The sequence below is a fragment of the Neisseria sp. P0001.S005 genome, from assembly GCF_051963715.1.
The window spans coordinates 1-546 of sequence record NZ_JBQCTZ010000530.1; the positions used below are offsets into that span (position 1 = coordinate 1).

Here is a 546-nt window from a genome sequence, read left to right on the forward strand (position 1 = left end):
CGGCATATTTTTGAATACACCTTCCAATTTGTCGGCATCAACAGATACCCAGCTTGGCAAGCCAATTTGAGTAGCCAAGCTCAATGCCTCTTGGATACGTACTTGTTTCTTAGCTTTTTCACGAACAGCTACAACATCGCCTGCTTTAACTTGGAAAGAAGGGATATTAACAACCTGACCGTTTACAACGATAGCTTTATGAGAAACCAATTGACGTGCTTCAGCGCGGGTAGAGCCAAAACCCATACGATAAACGACATTGTCCAAACGGGACTCCAGCAATTGCAACAGCAATTCACCGGTAGAACCTTTACGACGATCAGCTTCCGCAAAGTAACGACGGAATTGGCGTTCTAACACACCATAAATACGACGGATTTTTTGTTTTTCACGCAATTGCAAACCGTAGTCTGACAAACGTGGTTTTTTCGCACCGTGCTGACCAGGTGCAGAATCCATTTTACATTTTGAATCTAAAGAGCGACGTGCACTCTTCAAAAACAGATCCGTACCTTCGCGACGTGCTAATTTACATTTAGGGCCAAT

General features: G+C 43.8%; 1 protein-coding gene. It reads right to left on the bottom strand.

Annotation, left to right across the window (positions count from 1 at the left end):
* Positions 1-546 (bottom strand): 30S ribosomal protein S4 (gene rpsD / locus ACTHSP_RS21490; protein ID WP_440346939.1); only part of this gene is annotated, 546 nt, incomplete at both ends.